The organism is Pacificibacter marinus (assembly GCF_018860665.1).
In the GTDB taxonomy this organism is placed as follows: Bacteria; Pseudomonadota; Alphaproteobacteria; order Rhodobacterales; family Rhodobacteraceae; genus Celeribacter; species Celeribacter marinus_A.
The window spans coordinates 45,925-60,548 of record NZ_JAHKPK010000051.1 but is presented as its reverse complement, the minus strand read 5'-3'; the positions used below and the strand labels follow the sequence as shown (position 1 = coordinate 60,548).

Annotated in this window: 15 protein-coding genes; 12 read left to right on the top strand and 3 right to left on the bottom strand. The window is 52.6% G+C overall.

The genetic code is table 11. From position 1 onward, the window contains the following. Positions 1-130 precede the first annotated feature (130 nt). The 12 genes from KO497_RS13460 (at position 131) to rnd (ending at position 11,863) form a co-directional block, all read left to right on the top strand. Positions 131-1,150, top strand: coding sequence for a LacI family DNA-binding transcriptional regulator (locus KO497_RS13460; RefSeq protein WP_215944476.1), 1,020 nt, complete (start codon positions 131-133; stop codon positions 1,148-1,150). A 52-nt stretch (positions 1,151-1,202) separates the two neighbouring features. Continuing rightward, positions 1,203-2,135, top strand: a complete 933-nt coding sequence (locus KO497_RS13455) for a substrate-binding domain-containing protein (protein ID WP_215944475.1) — start codon at positions 1,203-1,205, stop codon at positions 2,133-2,135. Then, positions 2,132-2,944, top strand: coding sequence for an ATP-binding cassette domain-containing protein (locus tag KO497_RS13450; protein WP_252729667.1), 813 nt, complete (start codon positions 2,132-2,134; stop codon positions 2,942-2,944). Before KO497_RS13455 ends, KO497_RS13450 begins: the two co-directional genes overlap by 4 nt. Next, positions 2,941-3,942, top strand: coding sequence for an ABC transporter permease (locus KO497_RS13445; protein ID WP_215944474.1), 1,002 nt, complete (start codon positions 2,941-2,943; stop codon positions 3,940-3,942). The genes KO497_RS13450 and KO497_RS13445 overlap by 4 nt, the downstream gene beginning before the upstream one ends. 65 nt (positions 3,943-4,007) lie before the next feature. Then, positions 4,008-4,850, top strand: coding sequence for a BtpA/SgcQ family protein (locus KO497_RS13440; RefSeq protein WP_215944473.1), 843 nt, complete (start codon positions 4,008-4,010; stop codon positions 4,848-4,850). 2 nt (positions 4,851-4,852) lie between these two features. Continuing rightward, the gene (locus KO497_RS13435; protein ID WP_215944472.1) at positions 4,853-5,497 is read left to right on the top strand and encodes a TenA family protein; all 645 of its coding nucleotides are present in this window, start codon (positions 4,853-4,855) and stop codon (positions 5,495-5,497) included. Then, the gene (locus KO497_RS13430; RefSeq protein WP_215944471.1) at positions 5,494-6,552 is read left to right on the top strand and encodes a phosphotriesterase family protein; all 1,059 of its coding nucleotides are present in this window, start codon (positions 5,494-5,496) and stop codon (positions 6,550-6,552) included. Before KO497_RS13435 ends, KO497_RS13430 begins: the two co-directional genes overlap by 4 nt. Before the next feature lie 7 nt (positions 6,553-6,559). After that, entirely contained in the window at positions 6,560-7,327 is a 768-nt protein-coding gene (locus KO497_RS13425) for a glutamine amidotransferase (protein WP_215944470.1), read from the top strand. 37 nt (positions 7,328-7,364) lie between these two features. After that, entirely contained in the window at positions 7,365-8,477 is a 1,113-nt protein-coding gene (locus tag KO497_RS13420) for a M20 family metallopeptidase (RefSeq protein ID WP_215944469.1), read from the top strand. 455 nt (positions 8,478-8,932) lie between these two features. After that, positions 8,933-9,979, top strand: coding sequence for a phosphoribosylformylglycinamidine cyclo-ligase (gene purM, locus KO497_RS13415; RefSeq protein WP_215944468.1), 1,047 nt, complete (start codon positions 8,933-8,935; stop codon positions 9,977-9,979). A 12-nt stretch (positions 9,980-9,991) separates the two neighbouring features. Continuing rightward, positions 9,992-10,579: a phosphoribosylglycinamide formyltransferase gene (gene purN, locus KO497_RS13410; protein ID WP_215944467.1), complete on the top strand. Its 588-nt coding sequence runs from the start codon at positions 9,992-9,994 to the stop codon at positions 10,577-10,579. Positions 10,580-10,705: 126 nt separating this feature from the next. Beyond that, entirely contained in the window at positions 10,706-11,863 is a 1,158-nt protein-coding gene (rnd, locus tag KO497_RS13405) for a ribonuclease D (protein WP_215944466.1), read from the top strand. A gap of 78 nt (positions 11,864-11,941) precedes the next feature. Here the strand turns inward: rnd and KO497_RS13400 are convergent, their stop codons facing one another. The 3 genes from KO497_RS13400 to mazG form a co-directional block, all read right to left on the bottom strand. Continuing rightward, positions 11,942-12,427 (bottom strand): GNAT family N-acetyltransferase, encoded by a 486-nt coding sequence (locus tag KO497_RS13400; RefSeq protein WP_215944465.1) that lies wholly within the window; start codon positions 12,425-12,427, stop codon positions 11,942-11,944. Between the two features lie 248 nt (positions 12,428-12,675). Continuing rightward, positions 12,676-13,677 (bottom strand): Fe(3+) ABC transporter substrate-binding protein, encoded by a 1,002-nt coding sequence (locus tag KO497_RS13395; protein WP_215944464.1) that lies wholly within the window; start codon positions 13,675-13,677, stop codon positions 12,676-12,678. Between the two features lie 100 nt (positions 13,678-13,777). Then, positions 13,778-14,611 (bottom strand): nucleoside triphosphate pyrophosphohydrolase, encoded by an 834-nt coding sequence (gene mazG / locus KO497_RS13390; protein WP_215944463.1) that lies wholly within the window; start codon positions 14,609-14,611, stop codon positions 13,778-13,780. Positions 14,612-14,624: the final 13 nt, after the last annotated feature.

Sequence of the window (14,624 nt, the reverse complement as noted above, 5' to 3'; positions counted from 1 at the left end):
TAAGCGACATCATGAAATGGCAACCATTTCTTGCTGAGACTGCTTGACAGAATCGACAGTAACAGTGGTAAAAGGGTTTAGTAAACGGCTTTACTAGATAAAAACGTCTTTTCCCTTACCTGAAGGTCAAATGATGAAATCGCGGACAAATCTCAAGACAGTCGCTCAAGAAGCAGGCGTTTCCACGACCACCGTGTCGCGCTATTTGAACGGTACGCTCGAATTGCCGGAGGCGACACGCGACCGCATTGATGCGGCTGTCATCAAGTTGAACTACCATCCAAACCCGCATGCGCGCAGACTTAGTCTAGGGCGATCAGATACGATTGCTGTTATTCTTCCTGATATCGCCAATCCGTTTTTCGCCAAATTGGCTGCGGCCATCGAGTTGGCCGCGACCTCTCACAATTCAATGGTCTTGCTGCACGCGACATTCAATAAAAGTGACCGAGAATTAGAGGCGCTCAAACGGGCCTCGCAAAATCGCGTCGATGGCGTTGTTTTCGTCACCAACCGCACCCCTGAATCTGAAGTGGCGCGGCAGTTGAACGAATTTTCTCGTGCGGTGATTTTAGATGAAGACGTCCCCGGCGGCGTTGCGCCGCGTCTTTTGTGTGACAATGAACTGGGCGGAATGTTGGCCGGTCGCCACTTACGCTCTGCCGGCCATCGCCACGTTGCATATTTTGGGGGCGGCATCGATTTGCACAGCACCCAAAAGCGTCTGACGGGATTGCAGCACGGATTGACCGATGGCGGAAGCGAAGACATCACCCCGACGTTTTTCCTAGGCGATCACTCACCAACATCTGGTCGAGAATTGGCAGAACGTTTTCTCAGCCAAGTGACACAGGAAACAGCTATTTTCTCTGGGTCGGACGAGCTGACGCTTGGGATTTTAGAAGTGTTCAAAGAGCGCGGCATCCGTATTCCAGAAGATTTTTCGCTCATCAGTTTTGATGATGCACGGTCATTGCATCTGTTTTCACCGGCAATCACCGCTGTGCGCCAGCCTGTTGATATGCTTGGAACGCGTGCCGTCGATATCCTTTTCAGTCCTGAGTGGGATGACCCTGACTTCACCTCACGCACTGAACTCTTGCCGGTTGAATTGATCGAACGTGGTTCGGTCAAACGGATCGGCCAATAATAAGAAACGACAGACAACAACAAAATTAAGTCCCTTTCCAACGGAGAACCCAATGAAACTCTTTACAAAAACTGCCCTGCTATCGACGGCCACTGCGGCCTGTTTGATGGCAAATTCTGCATATGCAGAAACTTACGCTATGGTACAAATCAACCAACAAGCTTTGTTTTTCAATCAGATGAATGCTGGCGCTCAAGCCGCAGCTGAAGCGGCTGGCGATGAGTTGGTTATTTTCAATGCCAACAATGATCCATCAGCGCAAAACAGCGCGATCGAGACATACATCCAACAAGGCGTTGCAGGCATCATCGTTGTTGCAATCGATGTAAATGGCATCATGCCAGCGGTGCAACAAGCCGCAGACGCTGGCATCCCCGTTGTGGCTGTTGATGCGGTTTTGCCCGAGGGCCCGCAGGCTGCTCAGGTTGGTGTGAACAACAAAAGCGCTGGCGCGGATATGGGCGCGTTCTTTCTTGACTACCTTGCCTCTGACATGGATGGCGCTGCAAAAATCGGTGTTGTTGGTGCTTTGAACTCTGCGATTCAAAACATCCGCCAAGACGGTTTCGTAGAAACGATCACTGGTGCTGAAGGCGTCGTCGAAGCTGGTGTTGTTGACGGTCAGAACGTTCAAGACCTTGCCCTGACAGCCGCAGAAAACATGATCACAGCCAACCCAGACTTGACGGCGCTTTACGCCACAGGCGAGCCCGCTTTGCTTGGTGCCGTTGCGGCTGTTGAAAGCCAAGGCAAGCAAGATGATGTCAAAATCTTTGGTTGGGATCTGACAGCGCAAGCCATCCACGGCATCGACGAAGGATACGTTGCTGCGGTTATTCAACAAGACCCCGCAGGTATGGGCGCAGCAGCATTTGACGCTTTGGCGACACTCAATGCTGGTGGAACGGTTGAATATTCCATCGCTGTGCCAATCACGATTGTCACCAGTGAAAACGTTGACGATTTCCGAGGCATGTTCGAATGACCTCCACACCATCGCAAAGCATGGTTAAGACATCGGAGGGCCTCGCGCCCTCCGACACACCTATAAAACCATCCGTGCCCCCCCGTATTTCTCTGCGTGATATTCGCATTACATTTGGGTCAATTGAGGCCCTGCGCGGTGTTGATCTTGATATTGCACCAGGTGAATGTCTTGGGCTTATCGGTGACAATGCCGCGGGCAAATCAACGCTGACGAAAATTATCTCAGGGACCTATGTTCCCGACAGTGGCACGATCTCGATTGACGGCGAGCAGGTCCACTTTAACAATCCGGCGGACGCACGTGATCGCGCAATCGAAATGGTGTTTCAGGACTTGAGCTTATGTGATCATATTGATGTGATGGGGAACCTGTTTTTGGGCCGTGAAATGACCAATTACACGTTCTTGGACAACGCTAAAATGCGCGAAAAAGCCCGCGAGATGCTGGATGATCTCGACATCAGGATTCCGAAACTGAACGCAAAAGTCGCTCAGCTTTCAGGCGGACAAAGACAGGCCATCGCGATTGCGCGCGCCGCGTCCTTTAATCCCCGCGTTTTGATCATGGATGAGCCGACGTCAGCCCTTGCTGTGGCCGAAGTCGAAGCCGTTCTACGTCTTATCAACCGTGTCAAAGCGCGCGGTGTGTCCGTTATTTTAATCACGCATCGCCTACAGGATTTGTTCCGTGTCTGCGACAAGATTGCAGTCATGTACGAAGGAACGAAAGTTGCCGAACGTGACATCAAAAACACCAGTCTAGAGGATTTGGTTAAGCTCATCGTCGGCAAGGGAGAAGAGATATGAGTACATCCTACACCGAGCGCGGGCAGGGGTCTTCCATTGCGGATTTCCTAACGACAAATGCCCAAGTGTTGTCCATTGCATTCTTTTTTACGGTTTGCGTCGTTTTCTTCTCGGTTGCCACTGATGTTTTTCTAACCGTTGGCAATTTACTTAATATTTTGCGCCAAGCCGCGCCCATTTTGATTGTCGCTGTGGCAATGACATTTGTGATCATCACGGCAGGCATCGACCTTTCGGTTGGCTCACAAGTGGCCTTGGTTAATGCGACTGCTGCGATTGTATTGTCTTACGGTCTGCCATGGCCTGTTGTTGTGCTTGGTATGCTGGTCTTTGGGGCTGCAATCGGTTTGGCCCAAGGCTGGTTTATCGCCTATCAGGGAATTCCTGCATTCATCGTCACCTTGGCGGGCCTGTCCATTTTGCGCGGCTTTGCGTTGTACATGACACAAGGCTATTCGATTCCGATCAAAGACGTGCCGGGGTTCTTTGCTTTGGGGCGTGGGACTATCTTTGGCTTGCCGGTGCCAGCGATAATTGCCTTGCTGATTGCAGCCATCGCCGCCGTCGTGATCAGTCGTCAAATGTATGGTCGCCAAGTTGTCGCCGTTGGGTCAAATCCCGAAGCCGCGCGCCGCGTTGGCATGCCATCCAAATGGGTTATAGCATCTGTTTACATGCTGTCTGGTATCGCCTGTGCAATTGCAGCTTTGTTGATCGCGGCACGTCTTGGGTCAGGGTCGTCCAACGCAGCGGTTGGGTTCGAGTTGCAAGTGATTGCAGCCGTGGTTCTTGGCGGAACATCGCTCTTTGGTGGGCGTGGATCGATTTTGGGCACGCTTTTGGGCACTTTGACCATCGCTGTCATTGGTAATGGTTTGATTTTGATGCATATTTCTCCGTTTTTCACGCAAATCGTCACCGGTGCCATCATTCTTATTGCCATCTGGCTGAACACGCGGATTTTCACGGCGAATTTCAAATTTTCGCGCAAATCTTAAATCTCAAAATATCGCCGTGGCTGCATTTTCAACAGCTTGCAGCTACGGCAAAGGATACACCGAACATGCAAACAATCTCTGACAATTCAGGCAATGCTATCGAGCAAACTTTTGGGCGCTCAAAGGCGCTCATCGGTATGATCCATTGCCCACCTTTTCCCGGTTCTCCGCGTTACAAAGGTGAAACCTTGGATCAAATCTATGACGCATGTATGCGCGATGCAGACGCTTTGATTAGCAACGGCCTTCACGGGCTTGTTGTGGAAAACCATGGAGATGTGCCTTTTTCCAAGCCCGATGACATAGGCTACGAAACTGCGTCTTTCATGGCTGTCGTTGTCGACAGAATTAAGCGCGAATTCGACGTGCCGATCGGGATAAACGTTCTTGCCAATGCGCCCATTCCTGCCTTTGCGATTGCCCGTGCCACAGGCGCGTCTTTCATTCGCGTCAATCAATGGGCCAATGCCTATGTGGCGAACGAAGGTTTTATGGAAGGTCGCGCCGCAGAAGCAATGCGCTATCGCTCTGCCTTGCGCGGTGAAGGCATTAAGGTCTTCGCAGATAGCCACGTCAAACACGGCAGCCATTCCATCACGGCGGATCGCAGCGTGGCAGAACTGACCCGCGATTTGGCGTTTTTCGACGTCGACGCAGTGATCGCAACGGGGCAGCGCACAGGCAACAGCGCCTCGATGGATGAAATCGCCGAAGTTGCAGAAGCAACCAGCCTGCCTGTTTTGGTGGGGTCAGGCGTCACGGAAGATAACATCACAGACATTTTGAGCATTGCGAGTGCTGTGATTGTGGCCTCATCGCTTAAAGAAGGCGGCGTGTGGTGGAACCCCGTTGAAGCAAAACGCGTTCAAAGCTTTGTTGCCGCCGCCAAGCCTGCTTTGGGCGCTTAATCATGCTGCTGTCAGATAAAATACTTGCAGCCAATGAAACGGTGTTGAATGAGATGCTGACCCATCGATTTGTCGCAGATATCTGTGCGGATCGGTTGGAGCAAAGTGTCTTTCACCGTTATTTGGCCTATGAAGGGCAATTCGTTGAAACTGCGATTTCCATCTTTGCCTATGCGGTGGCTTACGCGCCTGATATCACGGCACAGCGTTGGTTGATTGGCGTTTTAGATGCGCTCGCCAATACGCAAGTCACCTATTTTGAAGAGGTATTTGCCCGTCTTGATATTCCGCCCATGCCGCAAGACCAGTCTGGTTTTGGAAAAGGCATGTTGGACATCGCGCGCAGGGGTCCGATAGTGGATATTTTGACGGCTATGTTCGCGGCTGAATGGATGTATTGGACATGGTGCAGCACCGCCGCCGCTGGAAAGATCAGCGATCCTGATTTGCGTGCTTGGGTTGATTTACATGCAGAACCCGAATTCGCAGCACAAGCTCTATGGTTAAAGCAGGCCATCGATACCTATGGCGATGAATGCGATGTGGACCGGTTGTGCGCCATTTTTGATCGCGTCACCCGTCTTGAGATCGCCTTTCATTCGGCAGCTTACGACGTGCCTTCCCTTGATCAAGGATCATCACAATGACTGCTGCTTTCGACGACACCGTTATGACTGTGTTAGGGCCAGTACCGCTCAATGATCTTGGGGTTACCTTGATGCATGAACATATCTTGAATGACTGTTCGTGTTGGTGGCGCGGGCATGAGCCGGATTTTACCTCTCCGATTATGAATGTTCCGATCACGCCAAGCATTCTGTCAGAACTGCGCAACGACCCCTTTGCCAATCGCAGCAATTGCGCCTTGGATGATGAAGAACTGGCTGTGAAAGAACTGATGCTTTTTGCCGCAGAAGGCGGTGCCACTGTGGTCGATCCCACGTGCAAAGGCATTGGGCGCAATCCTGATGCCTTGATGCGCATTTCCCTTGCAACCGGTTTGAACATCGTCATGGGGGCTGGATATTACTTGCAGTCCTCGCATCCCGATTATCTGCCTAAGATGTCGCAACGTGATATCACGGACGAACTGATTGCAGAAGCCACGCAGGGTATTGGCACGCATCACGCCAAAATTGGCATCATCGGTGAGATTGGCGTCAGTGCAGATTTCACCGCGACAGAGCGCACCGTTCTGGCCGCCTCTGCAATCGCGGCCGTTGAAACCGGTTTGCCTTTGATGATTCACCTGCCAGCATGGTTCCGCTTGGCGCATGAGGTGCTTGATCTGGTCGCGCAAAACGGTCTGTCTTTGGACCGTGTCATCCTGTGTCATATGAACCCGTCAGGTAAAGATGTCGCCTATCAGCGCAGCTTGGCCGATCGTGGGGCATATTTGGAATACGACATGATTGGCATGGACTTTTGGTATGCGGATCAAGCAGTCCAATGTCCGTCGGATGAAGACAGTGCTGCAGCTATCAGCAATCTGTTTGGCCTTGGCTATGGCACGCAAATTCTGCTTTCGCAGGATGTCTTTATCAAAATGATGCTCTGTGAATATGGCGGCAATGGCTACGCCCATGTGCAGCGTCATTTCCTGCCTCGTCTTTTGCGTCATGGCCTTACTGATGCAGATCTTTCGACACTTGTTGTCGCAAATCCACGTCGTGCTTTGGCACGCAAAATTATTTCAGGATAATACTCAGATGAAAAAAGTACTTCTCGTTGGCGAAACTTGGATGAGTTCTTCGACCCATTTCAAAGGCTTTGACCAGTTCGGCAGCGTCACATTCCACGCCGGCAACAAACGCTTTATGGCCGGTATGGAAGGGTCAAACTATGACGTGACCCATATGCCAGCCCATGAGGCTGCATCCGAGTTTCCTACAACGATGGAAGGTCTCGATAAATATGATGTCATCATCGTGTCTGACCTTGGCGCGAACACGTTGCTATTGCATCCTGATGTTTGGCTCAAAGGGGAACGCGTCGCAAACCGTGTCAACCTGCTTGCTGAATGGACGCGCAAAGGCGGTGGTTTGATCATGATTGGTGGCTATTTCTCGTTCCAAGGGATCGATGGAAAAGCGCGCTGGCACAAAACTGCGGTTGAGGCAGCACTGCCAGTTACATGCCTAAGTTGTGATGACCGTATGGAGATTCCAGAAGGCTGCACGCCTGTTGTCAACGATGCGGATCATCCTGTCCTAAGCGGGATCACTGGCGAATGGCCTTATCTTTTGGGGGTGAATGAAGTCGTCTTGAAAGAGGATGCTGATGTGAAACTCGTTCTGTCTTTGCCTGATGACCAGCGCAGCCTTCCTTTGCTTGCGACAGGATCATACGGCGAAGGGCGTACCCTCGCTTGGACCTCAGACATGAGCGAACATTGGTTGCCACCAGCATTTTTGGCATGGGATGGCTATGACAAACTGTTCGGCAATATGGTCGCATGGGTCGCAGGCGATATTTAAGCGCATTGATCCTTAAACACATCAACGAGGGCCGCATATGGATGTTATTACGCTGACACAGCGCTTACTGGCGTTCGACACCGTCAATCCACCGGGTAACGAATCTTCCTGTGCGGCCTTTTTGTATGATCTGCTTGCAGCCGCAGGGTTTGAGGCGCAGCTTCATCCAATGCCTGATGGCCGTACAAATCTAGTTGCTTATATGGGCAATGGCACTGGCAAGCCGCTGGCCTTCACGGGCCATCTAGACACTGTCCCTTTGGGCCATCAGCCGTGGCAGGTGAACCCTTTCGCTGGTGATATTATTGACGGGCGTCTGTATGGGCGTGGCAGTACAGATATGAAAGCAGGCGTTGCCGCGTTTGTCAGCGCCGCTATCGCTGGGGCAGGTCGATTGAAGCAAGGTCCGGGTGTCTTACTGCTGATCACTTGCGGCGAAGAAACGGGATGTGACGGCGCGCGCCATCTGGTGCAATCGATAGCCTTGCCGCCTGTTGCAGGTCTGATCGTTGCTGAACCCACTTTGAACCGTCCTGCGCATGGGCATAAAGGCGTGTTATGGCTCAAGGCGACAAGTCGTGGCGTGACAGCGCATGGGTCTATGCCCGAACGCGGTGACAATGCCATCGCGAAAGCGGCTCGATTTATCACAAGGCTCGAAAACTTTACGTTCGATACCCCCACGCATCCCGTGATGGGGCGGCCTACGATCAACGTTGGAACAATAAAGGGCGGGCTAAATGTTAATTCGGTGCCTGATCTTGCGGAAATAGAAATTGACCTGCGCAGCGTTCCGCCAATGCAACACGCCGAGCTGACAACTCAGATTGCGCAACTTGCCAATGATGATGCCGAAATCTCCACACTCTTAGATCTTCCGCCCGTTTGGACCGATCCGAATGTGCCGATTGTGAAACGTATCGGGGACATTTGCGCGGCCCGCACTGCTGCGCCGATGCGCCAAGCCAGTGTCAGCTACTTTACCGATGCAGCGCTGTTACAACCCGCATTACAAAATGCCCCAACAGTGATACTCGGCCCCGGTGATCCGGCTTTGGCGCATCAAACCGATGAATATTGTATCGTGGACAACATCACTCAAGCTGTTGAGATTTATGGCGCGATTTTGACTGATTTTGCTGAAATGTAAGTGAACCGCCTTCATCGTCAGCATCAACGGCCAAGGGCAAAAGCACATCAACGAGTGACGACTGTGAAACTGGGCGGACAGACGTGAGCAACTCCTAGAATTGTAAACGCCTTTCTTGGACATTTCGGCACAAGGTGAACATGTTTATGATCAAGAGCAATGCGATCAAGGTCGATACGTTTAAGACAAAAAGCGCGGGGAAACTGCCAGCTCTATCCGTCAAAACTGCCTTTATGGCTGTTGATTAATCGAACAAAGTGGCAAGGAGCACAGTGCTAAAATGAAAACAGCGCTGCGCTTGGGGAATACCTGTACGCATGACAATGACAAGCAATCGGTGCTTTTGCTTTCCTTACGCCACGAACTGCGATAAAGCGCGGGGCAAATGATGACAAAGCGGTCTGTTCAAACCGAGAACACGAGCATGCCGCAGGTGAGTTTGGGGACTATAGATCATGAGCGACGCAAAAAACGGCCTAACATATGCAGACGCCGGTGTGGATATTGACGCGGGCAATGCGCTTGTTGAGCGGATCAAACCCGCGGCCAAGAAAACGGCGCGCTCTGGCGTGATGGCGGGTTTGGGCGGTTTTGGTGCTTTGTTTGACCTCAAAGGGGCAGGCTACACCGATCCGATCCTTGTGGCGGCGACAGACGGTGTTGGCACCAAGCTGCGCATCGCGATTGACACAGGCAATGTGTCTACCATCGGCATCGATCTGGTGGCTATGTGCGTGAACGATCTGGTCTGTCAGGGTGCGGAGCCTTTGTTCTTTCTCGACTACTTTGCCACGGGCAAGCTTGAGCTGGACCAAGCCACAGCGATCATCGAAGGCATCGCCAAAGGCTGTGAACTGTCTGGTTGTGCTTTGATTGGCGGCGAAACGGCTGAGATGCCTGGCATGTACCACGATGGCGATTTCGATCTTGCAGGCTTTTCTGTCGGAGCGATGGAGCGCGGCGAAGACTTGCCTGCGGGCGTCAAAGAAGGCGACGTGTTGATTGGTCTGGCGTCAGATGGCGTGCATTCCAACGGCTATTCTTTGGTGCGCAAAACGGTTGAAGTCTCTGGTCTTGGTTGGGATGACAAAGCGCCATTCGGCGAGGGGGCCTTGGGCGAAGAGCTGTTGAAGCCGACACGTTTGTACGTGAAACAAACCTTGGCAGCGGTCCGTGCTGGTGGCGTTCACGCATTGGCACATATCACTGGCGGCGGTTTGACAGAAAACCTGCCACGCGTGTTGCCCGAAGGCCTTGGTGCAGATATCGACCTGACCTCTTGGACCTTGCCGCCTGTGTTCGCATGGATCGCTGATGTGGCTGGTTTGGCCGAATCTGAAATGCTCAAAACCTTTAACGCTGGCGTTGGTATGGTCTTATCTGTGGATGCGGACAAAGCTGACGCGATCATCGCATTGCTGCAAGGTGAAGGGGAAACCGTTTACACCCTTGGCACAGTGACGGCGGGCGCGGGCGTGCGCTACACTGGCAGCTTGGTCTAAGGGCGAAGGTTCGTGAAAAAAGTTGCGATCCTGATCTCTGGCAGTGGCTCTAACATGGTGACGCTGGCGCAGTCTATGACCGGCGATCACCCTGCACGGCCTTGTGTTGTGCTGTCCAACCGTCCCGATGCGGGGGGGCTGGCCAAGGCTGAGGCCTTGGGCATTCCGACAGTGGTTGTGGATCATAAAGACTACAAAGGGGATCGTGCAGCTTTTGACGCGGCGGTTATGGCTGCGCTTGCGCCTTACGATCCTGACGTGGTGGCTTTGGCTGGGTTCATGCGCATTCTCACGCCTGAGTTCATCGCGCATTTCGCAGGTAAGATGCTGAACATTCACCCGTCTTTGCTGCCCAAATACAAAGGTTTGCACACCCATCAGCGGGCAATTGATGCGGGCGACGATGCCGCTGGCTGTTCCGTGCACGAAGTCACAGCCGAGTTGGATGGCGGGCCTATTTTGGCGCAGGGCCGCGTGCCTATCTTGGCAGGTGATACTGCTGACGCCTTGGCCGCACGGGTCTTGCCGGTCGAGCACAGGCTTTATCCTGAGACCTTGCGACGCTTTGTGTCGGGGGATCGCACACGGGTTGATGTTTAGGCAAACGCGCACCATATCGGGGCGCGTTTTCGACATTTAGACCTATCTGCTTTTCATTCTGGTCCGAGTTGCGTAGAAATTGGGAACGATCTGCGGGATGACCCCGTATACTTTAGAAAAGACATCATGATCACCATCAAAACGACTGAGGCGCTTCAAGCCTTTTGCGACCACGCCAAAAAATATCCTTTTGTGACTGTGGACACTGAATTCCTTCGAGAGCGGACCTATTATTCCAAGCTGTGCCTCGTGCAGTTGGCGGTCACTGGCGATAACGAAGAAGACGCCGTTTTGGTGGACCCGCTGGCCAAAGACATCGATTTGGAACCACTTTACGCGCTGTTTCGCGATGAAAACGTGGTCAAAGTGTTCCATGCCGCGCGCCAAGATTTGGAAATTTTCTACATCCAAGGTGGCGTGATCCCCAAGCCTTTGTTCGACACTCAAGTGGCGGCGATGGTCTGCGGATTTGGCGAACAGGTGGGCTATGAGACTTTGGTGCGCAAAATCGCCAAGGAAAGCTTAGACAAAACATCGCGCTTCACCGATTGGTCGCGCCGCCCGCTGACACCTGCGCAAGAAACGTATGCGCTGGCCGATGTGACGCATTTGCGGATGATTTACGAATTCTTGGACGCTGAGGTTAAAAAAGCAGGCCGCGAAAAGTGGGTCGCCGAAGAAATGCAGGTTTTGTTGACGCCTGGCACCTATGTGGTCAAACCGGAAGACGCTTGGAAGCGAGTGAAAACCCGCACCAGCTCTGGTAAATTCTTGGCTGCCGTGAAAGAGCTGGCAGCCTTTCGTGAAGAGTATTCGCAGACACGCGACATTCCCCGCAACCGCGTTTACAAAGACGATGCGATGCTGGAATTGGCCTCGACCAAGCCCAAAAATGCAGAGGATCTATCGCGGTCTCGCCTGTTGCTGCGTGAAGCCCGCAAGGGTGACATCGCTGATGGTATCATCGCGGCAATCGCGGCGGCCGCCAAATACACCCCTGACCAAATGCCCAAAGTGGATATGGATCGCGACAAATTGCAGGTGAACCCTGCTTTGGCCGATATGCTGCGGGTGTTGCTGAAAGCCAAATCCGACAATGCCAATGTGGCGGCAAAAATGATCGCCTCATCAGCCGAGCTGGATATGATCGCAGCTGGCAAGCGCGATGTGCCCTCACTCAGCGGTTGGCGTGCCGAAGTCTTTGGCGATGATGCGATGCGATTGTGCAAAGGCGAAATCGGTTTGGCAGTCAAAGGTCAAAGAGTTGATGTCATTGCGCTCTAAGGGCAATGGTCTTGTTCGATAATTGAAAGGCGCAAAACCGGTCAGCATTTGACTGTTTTGCGCCTTTTGCTTGCCTGATTACAGGTTCATTACAAATTGAGCATCGCCCGCGTTTTGCATTTTCGCAAACCCACAGGCGGAATATGCGTTTTGCGCGGCTGTATTGTGGCTTTGCGTGCTCACGGTCAATTCCACACAATCAAGCGCGCGAGCGGTACTGATAGATGCGTCAATCAGCTGGCGCCCAACACCTTTGCCGCGCATGTTGGGCGCAATGAAAAGGTGATGCAGGTCCAATGTGCGTTGCCCGAAGTGTAGTTTAAAACCGCGCACCAATCCTGCGTAGCCCACCAGTCGTTCTTCGCGCTCGGCCACAAGGATTGTCAGCCAAGGTTCAGTCGTGAACACGCTGGCGCGTAGGGCGTCTTCAGAAATCAATGGCACGTCGCCGTGGTGTTTGGCCAGTTCTTCGATCATCCGCGCAAGGGCACGACAATCGGATCGTCGGGCAGGGCGAATGGTGATGTCTGATGTTGCGGTCTTGCGTTCTAAAGTATCGATCATTTTGGTCTCCTGTTGCCGCATGCAAGAGCCCAAAATACAAAAAGCCGCCCTGCTGCGGCGGCTTTTGTTATGTCACAACGATAGCCGCACCCTATGAGGAACGGAAATAATACTGCGTTGTGACGAATGCTGTTTTCATGCGCTGAACCTGCCCAAGGATTGCGGGCAGGTCAAGGCAAAAAAAGACCCGCCTCGTGCTTTTACACAAGGCGGGCTTGCATCTCATTTCAAAGAGGCCTGCGTTTGGCTTAGCCGTCGTAATCGACTTCTTGGGTCAGGCGCAGGGCTTCTGCACGCGCGCCAGCAATGGTCATCAAGTTCAGATCATCAGGTTCAAATGATCCCCAGCTCGCAACCAATTCTGTTGGGGATGATCCCGGTGCGATTGGGTATTCGCTATTGGCTTCTGCATAGATTTCTTGCGCCGCAGGGGAGGTCAAAAACTCAATAAATTGAGTGGCTTCCTCGATGTTCTTTGATGCTTTTGTCAGTGCCACACCTGAGATGTTGACATGCGTTCCGCCGCCTTCAAAGACCGGGAATTCAAGACGCACTGCATCTGCCCATTCTTTTTGCTCTGGGTCGGCCAGCATTTGGCCCATGTAGTATGTGTTGCCGATTGAGATGTCGCATTCGCCAGCCCAGATCGCTTTCACTTGTGCGCGGTCATTGCCCTGTGGCTTGCGTGCAAGGTTCGATTTCAAACCTTCGAGCCATGTTTTGGTTTCTTCTGCGCCGTGGTGAACGAGATAAGCAGATGTCAGGCCGATCATATAAGAGTTGGTGCCTGAGCGCGTACAGATGCGGCCCGCCCATTTGGGGTCTGCCAGGTCTTCGTAAGTTGTGATCTCACCATCCGCGATGGCTTCTTTAGATGCGTAAACAACACGTGCGCGGGTGGTCACGCCCCACCAGTGACCCGCTGGATCATGGTAGGCGGCAGGGACGTTGGCTTTCAGTGTCTCTGTCTCAATCGACTGGGTCACGCCTGCGTCTACGGCTTCGGCCAAACGCGAAATATCGACTGTCAGGATCACATCGGCAGGTGAACGGTCGCCTTCGGCTTTCAAACGCTCGGTGAGGCCTGAGTCAAGAAAGGCAACATTTACCGGGATACCTGTTTGCGCTGTAAAGGCCTCTGTCAAAGGGGCAATCAGCTCAGGCTGGCGGTATGAGTATACGTTTACATCTGCAAGCGCAGGGGTGGCCGCCAAAAGTGTTGTGGCGAGGATTGTTGTCCGAAGGGTCATAAAGGGCTCCTATGTTGTTGGCGACTTTTAATCTGACAAAATCGCTCGGGTCAATACCTGATTATAAAAATCGGGTATTGTCGCTTGTGGTGAAATGTCGCTACAAAAGCCCCTGCTTGTCGATCACCTTAACCTCGTCCCAAAGTTTATCCATCTCAGCCAAGTCACTGTCAGATGGCGCTTTGCCAATCTGTGTAAGCCTGTCTTCTACCGCATTGAAACGTCTGGTGAATTTAGCATTCGCTGCACGCAAGGCTTCCTCAGTCTCGATGCCCAAATGGCGCCCCAAATTGACCATGACAAACAGCAAATCCCCGTATTCTTCATAGACATCTTCGGGTGTTTTACTGTCGCGGGCCTCGACCAGTTCGGCGGATTCCTCAACAATTTTGTCGATCACATGGCGGACGTCCGGCCAGTCAAAGCCGACGCGGGCGGCGCGCTTTTGCAATTTTTGCGCGCGCATCAAGGCGGGCAAGCCCATGGCGACCCCGTCCAGCACCCGCGTTTCGCCTCTGCGCTCGCGTTCGGCGGCTTTTTGCACTTCCCAATCAATGGTTTGTTGTTCGGACGACTTTTGATTGCTTTGGTCGCCAAACACATGTGGATGCCGATCAATCATCTTTGCTGCGATGGTTTTGGCCACATCTTGAAAATCGAATAGGCCCTTGTCGGCAGCGATTTGCGATTGAAACACCGATTGAAACAACAAATCCCCAAGCTCTGACTGCAAATCCGTCATGTCGCCGCGTTTGATCGCATCCTCGACCTCATAGGCTTCTTCTATGGAATAGGGCGCAATGGTTTCAAAGGTTTGCTCGATATCCCACGGGCAGCCGCCCTCTGGGTCGCGCAGACGCTTCATAATCTCAAGCAATTGTTCGATGCCCTCGGGCACCTCGAAAATAGGATCGCGATTTGGATTTTGTGTCATGGCGCTAAATTGC

Excerpts from the sequence above, each read along its gene's own strand:
- KO497_RS13460 (WP_215944476.1), top strand. The coding sequence starts at position 131 with ATGATGAAATCGCGGACAAATCTCAAGACAGTCGCTCAAGAAGCAGGC.
- KO497_RS13455 (WP_215944475.1), top strand. The coding sequence starts at position 1,203 with ATGAAACTCTTTACAAAAACTGCCCTGCTATCGACGGCCACTGCGGCC.
- KO497_RS13450 (WP_252729667.1), top strand. The coding sequence starts at position 2,132 with ATGACCTCCACACCATCGCAAAGCATGGTTAAGACATCGGAGGGCCTC.
- KO497_RS13445 (WP_215944474.1), top strand. The coding sequence starts at position 2,941 with ATGAGTACATCCTACACCGAGCGCGGGCAGGGGTCTTCCATTGCGGAT.
- KO497_RS13440 (WP_215944473.1), top strand. The coding sequence starts at position 4,008 with ATGCAAACAATCTCTGACAATTCAGGCAATGCTATCGAGCAAACTTTT.
- KO497_RS13435 (WP_215944472.1), top strand. The coding sequence starts at position 4,853 with ATGCTGCTGTCAGATAAAATACTTGCAGCCAATGAAACGGTGTTGAAT.
- KO497_RS13430 (WP_215944471.1), top strand. The coding sequence starts at position 5,494 with ATGACTGCTGCTTTCGACGACACCGTTATGACTGTGTTAGGGCCAGTA.
- KO497_RS13425 (WP_215944470.1), top strand. The coding sequence starts at position 6,560 with ATGAAAAAAGTACTTCTCGTTGGCGAAACTTGGATGAGTTCTTCGACC.
- KO497_RS13420 (WP_215944469.1), top strand. The coding sequence starts at position 7,365 with ATGGATGTTATTACGCTGACACAGCGCTTACTGGCGTTCGACACCGTC.
- purM (WP_215944468.1), top strand. The coding sequence starts at position 8,933 with ATGAGCGACGCAAAAAACGGCCTAACATATGCAGACGCCGGTGTGGAT.
- rnd (WP_215944466.1), top strand. The coding sequence starts at position 10,706 with ATGATCACCATCAAAACGACTGAGGCGCTTCAAGCCTTTTGCGACCAC.
- KO497_RS13400 (WP_215944465.1), bottom strand. The coding sequence starts at position 12,427 with ATGATCGATACTTTAGAACGCAAGACCGCAACATCAGACATCACCATT.
- KO497_RS13395 (WP_215944464.1), bottom strand. The coding sequence starts at position 13,677 with ATGACCCTTCGGACAACAATCCTCGCCACAACACTTTTGGCGGCCACC.
- mazG (WP_215944463.1), bottom strand. The coding sequence starts at position 14,611 with ATGACACAAAATCCAAATCGCGATCCTATTTTCGAGGTGCCCGAGGGC.